At 62.8% G+C, this 7,104-nt stretch carries 5 protein-coding genes and 3 pseudogenes; 6 read left to right on the top strand and 2 right to left on the bottom strand.

All coding sequences use genetic code 11. The features are described 5' to 3' along the window. Positions 1-210 precede the first annotated feature (210 nt). Positions 211-573 (top strand): annotated as a pseudogene (locus tag JKL46_RS33710) (metal ABC transporter permease); the annotation flags it as partial. Positions 574-818: 245 nt separating this feature from the next. Here JKL46_RS33710 and JKL46_RS33705 read toward each other — a convergent pair. Both JKL46_RS33705 and JKL46_RS36765 read right to left on the bottom strand, forming a co-directional pair. Then, positions 819-1,253, bottom strand: coding sequence for a GntR family transcriptional regulator (locus JKL46_RS33705; RefSeq protein ID WP_343074176.1), 435 nt, complete (start codon positions 1,251-1,253; stop codon positions 819-821). A gap of 9 nt (positions 1,254-1,262) precedes the next feature. Further along, positions 1,263-1,451: pseudogene (locus JKL46_RS36765) on the bottom strand (GntR family transcriptional regulator); the annotation flags it as partial. Positions 1,452-1,607: 156 nt separating this feature from the next. Here JKL46_RS36765 and bioB point away from each other — a divergent pair. The 5 genes and pseudogenes from bioB (at position 1,608) to JKL46_RS33680 (ending at position 6,737) form a co-directional block, all read left to right on the top strand. Continuing rightward, complete coding sequence (gene bioB, locus JKL46_RS33700; RefSeq protein WP_201842760.1) at positions 1,608-2,600, top strand: biotin synthase BioB; 993 nt, start codon at positions 1,608-1,610, stop codon at positions 2,598-2,600. Further along, a pseudogene (locus tag JKL46_RS33695) lies at positions 2,597-3,740 on the top strand (8-amino-7-oxononanoate synthase). The gene bioB and the pseudogene JKL46_RS33695 overlap by 4 nt, the downstream one beginning before the upstream one ends. Continuing rightward, complete coding sequence (gene bioD, locus JKL46_RS33690; protein WP_201842758.1) at positions 3,737-4,375, top strand: dethiobiotin synthase; 639 nt, start codon at positions 3,737-3,739, stop codon at positions 4,373-4,375. Before JKL46_RS33695 ends, bioD begins: the two are co-directional and overlap by 4 nt. After that, complete coding sequence (locus JKL46_RS33685) at positions 4,375-5,652, top strand: adenosylmethionine--8-amino-7-oxononanoate transaminase (RefSeq protein WP_009762355.1); 1,278 nt, start codon at positions 4,375-4,377, stop codon at positions 5,650-5,652. The genes bioD and JKL46_RS33685 overlap by 1 nt, the downstream gene beginning before the upstream one ends. Next, the gene (locus JKL46_RS33680; RefSeq protein WP_201842756.1) at positions 5,649-6,737 is read left to right on the top strand and encodes a beta-ketoacyl-ACP synthase III; all 1,089 of its coding nucleotides are present in this window, start codon (positions 5,649-5,651) and stop codon (positions 6,735-6,737) included. The genes JKL46_RS33685 and JKL46_RS33680 overlap by 4 nt, the downstream gene beginning before the upstream one ends. Positions 6,738-7,104: the final 367 nt, after the last annotated feature.

Here is a 7,104-nt window from a genome sequence, read left to right as displayed (position 1 = left end):
CGGCCGACGCGCGGCTTCCAGACGATGAGAACCGCCGCCGTGACCCTGATGGGCTTCGAAACCATGCGCATGATCCGCCGCGGTCATTACAACAAGCGGGGATGTCGAGCGACAGGCGAAGTCCGTCTCATCAATCAGCTCTTCGGTCTTGCTGCATGAGCGGCCCGTTAAACCGGGTCCGTTATGCCGTTTTCAAGTTACTGCAACGGTGCCTTCGATCCGCAGCAGGCCCAGGCCATGGGCCTGCCGGTGCGGCTTTTGCACTACGGCTTTCTTTCGCTGCTCTCTCTGACGATTGTGGGGGCCCTCGCCTCAACCGGCATCATCCTGACCATCGCCCTGCTGATCATGCCAGGCGCCGTGGCGTTTCTGCTGACGAAGCGGTTCGGAACGATGCTGGTCGTATCGGCGCTGGTCGCCGTGGCGGCATCATTCGCCGGTGTCTATCTCAGCTTTTTCATCGACAGCGCCCCCGCTCCGACCATTGTGCTGCTCATGGCCGTCACCTTCCTTGCGGCATTCGTCTGCCGGCATGGCTTCAGCATTCGTGGCCGTATCCATGCCGCAGAGTGACGATCACATTGGGGCAGTTCGCGCGCTGCCAAGGAAAACGCAGAATTCTGGCTTAGCAACCGGCCGAGCAATCCACCAAGGTTCTGTCGCAAACCCAGATTGGAGCCGCAAGATAGGAGCGAATCTCGGTCGTCATTCATGTGACAGAACCGGCGGGCTTGGTTTATATTTCAGACTATAAGGCAGAAGCCCAGATCGAGAGTTAGCGTGACATCCCCCAGCTGAGTGCAGACCTTCAGCATCCGCTAGTGATCCGCCTCGCCAGTTCCCGTCGCGCGCTCTAGGCCGCGAATGTGCGCTTGGAGGAGTGTCGTTGCCTTTCCGAACTCGCGCTTTTTCAAGGCGTCAAAGATTTTCCAATGCGCGAGGCTTGAGCCCGGCCGCCAACCCGCAGAACGGGTTGCGGAAAAAATGATGCGGGAATTGGCCAGCTGAAGGTCATCCAGCATGGACAGCAGCCTGGGCATCGCGCAAGGGGCGACGAGCTCGCGGTGGAATGTTCGATTGGCTTGCTCCCGTTCGGTCATGGTCTGAGCCTGATCCCCGGCGACGAGGGCCCGCTCGATCCTTTCGAAGCAAGCCGCGTTGAGCCTTGGCGCCGCGAAGGTGAGCGCCAGCGTCTCGAGGGCGGCGCGGATTTCAACGATCTCCTGCACCGATTTGGAATCCAGGGCGGCCACCCGAATCCCTCGACGCGGTTCGCTGATGACCAAGCCTTGAGCGCGAAGGAGCTGGAAGGCTTCGCGCGCGGGAACGTGACTCGCATCGAATTCTTCGGCGATCCGATCCTGACGCAGAGGAGTTCCGGGAGCGAGCTCGCCGGAGACGATCCTCTCGCCCAAAACGCGCGCGATCCGCTCTGCAATCGTCTCAGCCATGCTGTCCTCATAGATAATCTATGAAAAATTCGGGTGCATCAGTGTTGATCATGCGTATAGTGCACCCAACACGATGCGCAATAGTAGATTATCTATGATTTGGCGAACTGCCCCGCGCCGCAATTGCCTGGGCTGTGGTTGTTGAAAGAGGACCTGATGCCAGCACCATCGACCAATCCGCGACTGACACATGTCGGAGAGACCAGGCCTTGGACGCTCGATGGCGCCCGCGAACTCTACGCGATGCCGTTCAACGATCTTCTGTTCCGGGCCCAAACGGTGCACCGCGCGAACTTCGATCCCAACCGCGTGCAGCTCAGCAAGTTGCTCAGCATCAAGACCGGCGGATGCCCCGAAGACTGCGGCTATTGCAATCAGTCGGCGCACCACGCGACCGGACTCAAGGCGTCGAAGCTCATGGAGGTCGAGCGCGTCATCGCCGAGGCGCGCAAGGCCAAGGAGGGCGGCGCCACTCGCTATTGCATGGGAGCGGCCTGGCGCAGCCCTAAGCCGCGCGATATGGACATGGTCGTCGCCATGGTGCAGGGCGTGAAGGCGCTCGGCCTCGAAACCTGCATGACGCTCGGCATGCTGACGCCTGCGCAAGCGGAGAGGCTCGCCGATGCAGGCCTCGACTACTACAACCACAACATCGATACTTCCGAGCGCTTCTATCAGGAAATCGTCACCACGCGCCGCTTCGAGGATCGCCTTGAAACGCTGGGGCATGTTCGCCAGGCCGGCATCAAGGTCTGCTCCGGCGGCATCCTCGGCATGGGCGAGACCGCGGACGATCGCATCGACATGCTGGTGACGCTGGCGAATCTGCCTGTGCCGCCCGAGAGTGTGCCGCTCAACCTGCTCATCCCGATGCCGGGGACGAAGCTGGCCGATGCGGCGCCGGTCGACCTGATCGAATTCGTCCGGAGCGTCGCGCTCGCCCGCATCCTCATGCCACGCTCTCATGTCCGCTTGAGCGCAGGGCGGACTGCCATGACGGTCGAGATGCAGGCCTTGTGCTTCTTCGCCGGGGCCAATTCGATCTTCGTCGGTGACACACTGCTGACCGCCGCCAATCCGGGCGACGACCAGGATTCCGCCCTGCTGCGCCGCCTCGGCCTGACGCCCGTGGCGCCGGAGGCTGCATGATGCCTGACCGGCTCGCCCGCTACGAAACGAAGCTGAGGCAGCTCCAACAGAAAGGGCGGTGGCGCGTCCTGACCGGACCGGGTGGCATCGATTTCACCTCGAACGATTATCTCGCTCTTGCCGGATCGCCGCGTCTGACCGCCGGTGCGATCGCCGCGCTCGAACGCGGTGTCCCGGTCGGAGCGGGTGGATCGCGCCTTCTGCGCGGCAATCATGCCGAGCATGAAGCCCTGGAAGCCGAAGCCGCCGCGTTCTTCCAATCCGAGCGGATGCTCTATTTCGGGAGCGGCTATGCGGCCAATCTCGCCGTTTTGTCGACCCTGCCGCAACGCGGCGACATTGTCGTCCATGATACGCTGGTTCATGCGAGCGCGCATGCCGGGATGGCGGCGGGGCGAGCCGAGGCTATTTCCGTGCCGCACAACAATGCGGACGCGTTCGATGACGCCATTAGCCGATGGCGCAAAGCCGGCGGAACGGGACATCCCTGGATCGTTGTTGAGAGCCTCTATTCCATGGACGGCGATAGGGCGCCCTTGCCGGATTTGGCCGAACTGGCCAACCGGCACGATGGCTTTCTTGTCATCGACGAGGCTCATGCCACCGGAGTCCACGGCGCCGGGGGTCGGGGCTTGGCGGCGGAGCTGGAAAGACGTGAGAATGTCGTGGTGCTGCATACCTGCGGCAAGGCCCTCGGCGCATCCGGCGCGCTCGTCGGCGCCAGCCGGGTACTCTGCGATTATCTCGTCAATCGGGCCAGCCCCTTCATCTATGCGACGGCGCCGTCGCCGCTGCAGACTGCAAGTGTCCGCCAGGCGCTGAACGTCGTGGCGGCGGAGCCAGAGCGGCGGGAGAAGCTTCAGGATCTGGTCGCTTTCGCCAACAGACTCGTCGCCGATCGTCTCGGTTTTGCAGGCAGCGGCTCGCAAATTCTGCCTGTTGTCGTCGGTGACAACCGCCGCGCCATTCGGATCGCCGAACGGATGCAGGCAGACGGCTTCGACATTCGCGCGATCCGTCCGCCCACCGTGCCGAAGGGCACCGCGCCTGCGCATCGCCATCACGCTCAACGTCGATGCTCCAATGATCGCCCGCATGGTCGAGCGATTGGCCCAAGTCATGGCGGAGGAGAGGCCATGAGCCTGCGCTTCGTCGTCACCGCCACCGATACGGGCGTCGGCAAGACGGTGTTTTCAGCCGGTCTGGCCGATGCGCTGGGCGCCTGCTACTGGAAGCCGATCCAGGCAGGTCTTGACGAAGAGACCGACAGCGAGACCGTCCGCCGGCTCGGCCGCCTTCCGCCGCAGCACATCCTTCCCGAAGCCTGGCGCCTCAAGACGCCTGCTTCGCCGCATCTGGCGGCGGACATCGACGGCCTGGCGCTCCGCCCCGAGGCACTTCACCTGCCCAAAACAACTTCGCCCCTCATCATCGAGGGCGCTGGCGGCCTGCTCGTGCCCCTGACGCGGCGCGAGGTTTTCGCGGATGTCTTCGCGCGCTGGCGGCTTCCCATCATCCTTTGCGCCCGGACCGGGCTCGGAACGATCAATCACACGCTGCTGTCGCTCGAGGCGATTCGCCGCCGCCAGATCCCCGTCCTCGGCATCGCCTTCATCGGTGACGCGCAACCGGACACGCAACAAATCATCGCCGAGATGGGCGGCGTTCCAAGTCTCGGTCGGCTGCCTCGGCTTGATCCGCTAACCCCTGACGCGCTGCGCGAGAGCTTCCGCAGGCATTTTGATGTGTCCCAGTTTCAGGAAAGGTGCGTGTGATGCTCCGCCCTCAGCCATCTCCGGTCTGGCGTCCCTTTACCCAGCACCTGCTCGATCCCGTTGCCAAGAGAATCGCCAGGACGGAGGGTGCCTATCTCATCGATGAGGACGGGCGCGCGATTTTCGATGCGATTTCGTCCTGGTGGGTGATCACTCACGGCCATCGTCACCCGGCCATCATGGACGCGATTCGGGTCGCTTGCGAGAGATTCGATCAAATCATCTTCGCCGAATATACCCACGAGCCGGCGGAAGAGCTGGCGAAAGGACTGATCAGGCTCGCCCCGCCGGGCCTCGCCCATGTGTTCTTTTCCGACAGCGGTTCGACATCGGTCGAAGTCGCCCTGAAGATGGCGTTGGGTTTCTTCTACAATCGCGGCGCTCCGCGTTCGCGCATCGTCGTCATGGAACACAGCTACCATGGCGACACCGTCGGCACGATGTCCACCGGCGCGCGTGGCGTCTTCAACGCGGCCTATGGACCGCTGCTCTTCAATGTCGACACCATTCCCTTTCCCGAACCCGGCCGCGAACAGGACACACTCGATGCATTCGAGCAATTCTGCCGCGGCGGCCAGATCGCGGCCCTGCTGGTCGAGCCGCTGGTGCTCGGCGCCGGCGGCATGCGGATGTATCCACCGCATCTGCTGACCGAGCTGAAGCGGATAGCCGAGCAGCACCAGACCCTGCTGATCGCCGATGAGGTGATGACCGGCTGGGGACGAACCGGTACCCTTTTTGCGTGCGAACAGGCTGGCATCACACCGGACATCCTGTGTACGTCAAAGGGCATGACCGGCGGTGCAGTGCCGCTGGCAGCGACGCTTTGTTCGACTGAGATCTTCGACGCCCATCTGTCCCACGATCGGAGCCGGATGTTCTTCCATTCGAGCTCCTACACGGCCAATCCGATCGCCTGCGCGGCGGCGCTGGCCAATCTCGGCGTCTGGCAAGATGAGCCGGTCGCAACGCGAATCGGAGCATTGGCGCGGATGCATCGGGAAAGGCTGGCGCAGTTCCGGTCCGATCCGCGTTTTGTCAATGTCCGCCAGGCGGGCACCATCGCGGCGTTCGATCTCGATGTCGCGGCGTCCGGGTACCTTTCCGAGGTCGGTCCACGGCTGAGAGCATTCTTTCGCCAAAGAGATCTTCTCATTCGTCCGCTCGGCAATGTCATTTATCTAATGCCGCCTTACTGCGTGACGGCCGACGATCTCGACCGGGTCTACGCCGCGATCGATGAAGCCGCCTCCACGATCGTGAGGGTCAGGCCATGACCAGCTGGCGTTCAAGCCGCGCCGCCGGCTTTGGTCACCACGTGCCGCACAGGCGCGTCGAGAATACCGAAATCGAGACCCGCCTGGGTCTTGAATCCGGCTGGATCGAACGCCGAACCGGTATTACTGAGACGGCTTGGGTGCAGTTGAAAGATCGGCGGTCATGGATAGGGCCGGATAACCGGCTAGGCTCTGGCACAGTTCAAGATCACCCAAGCCGTCTCAATAGGACACGGCGTTGGGCGGCTCCTGACGAAGCGCTGACTGACCTTGCGGCGAAAGCCGCCGCCCTCGAAGACGCGGGTATCGCGCGCCATGAGGTGGCATTCACCCTTCTTGCCACATCGACGCCAGACCATCTCTTACCGCCATCCGCGCCCTTGCTGGCCCACCGACTCGGCTTGTCCCATTCGGCAGCCGTCGATCTCGCCGGTGCCTGCTCAGGGTTCCTCTCTGCGTTGACGCTGGGCGACGGCTTTGTGAGGACACACGGCAAACCCGCCCTTGTCGTGGCCGCCACTATCTTGAGCCGCCGCATCAACATGGAGGAACGGGCCAGCGCAGTCATGTTCGCGGATGCGGCCGGCGCGATCGTCCTCGCTCCATCGCGCATGCCGATTACCGGGATCCTTGGCGTCGATCTCACTTCAAAGGGAAACCACTACGATCTGATCTCGATTCCAGCAGGCGGCAGCAGACGGCCGTTTGCCGCAGGCATGGATCCGCGCGAACTATTGATGACCATGCGCGATGGCAGAGCGGTGTTCACCCATGCCGTCCGCATGATGACGCAATGTTCTGTCCGGGCGACGGAGCGCGCGGGGCTCACGGCGGCGGACATTCATCGCTTCGTCCCGCACCAAGCCAATGCCCGGATTGTCGATGCGGTCTGCGACCAGATCGGTCTTGCGAGCCACAAGACGGTGTACACGATTGGCGAATTTCGAAACTCGTCAGCTGCTACCATCCCCTTGTCCCTGTCACTTGCCAACCGGGAGCGCCCCTTCGCGTCCGGCGAACGCTTGCTCTTGTCAGCCGTTGGGGCGGGCCTGACAGGTGGGGCGGTCGTCCTTGGGATCGACTAAGGCGATCGCGCTGGCGGCGCAGGGAGGTCAGCCTCGACGACGGAAACGCTGTCGCATGATCGACCCGAGCGCATGGTTGCGGCGGTGCAGCCGAGGGCCTCATACGCTGCCGACTCCATGCAGCATGAAGCCCATCTCGAGTTGACGATCCGTCGGCATGGATTTGGTCCTGGTCGGGGATTCGCAGCCTGGTGCAGGACGTCATTCAAGACATTGCGAGAGACAACCTGATCGTTTGCTAAACCGGACAGAACAGCAATCAACTAGCCCGGCTAATTCACGGCGCCCCTTTTACTGATCCGGCTTGGGTGAACTTGAACTATGCGGCATAGCGGAATGACGGATGCCCAAAGTAGCTGCGGATTCG

This window comes from Microvirga zambiensis WSM3693, assembly GCF_016735695.1.
GTDB classification, from domain to species: domain Bacteria; phylum Pseudomonadota; class Alphaproteobacteria; order Rhizobiales; family Beijerinckiaceae; genus Microvirga; species Microvirga zambiensis.
Note: the sequence above shows the minus strand (reverse complement) of the source record. Positions and strands in the feature narration are given on the sequence as shown.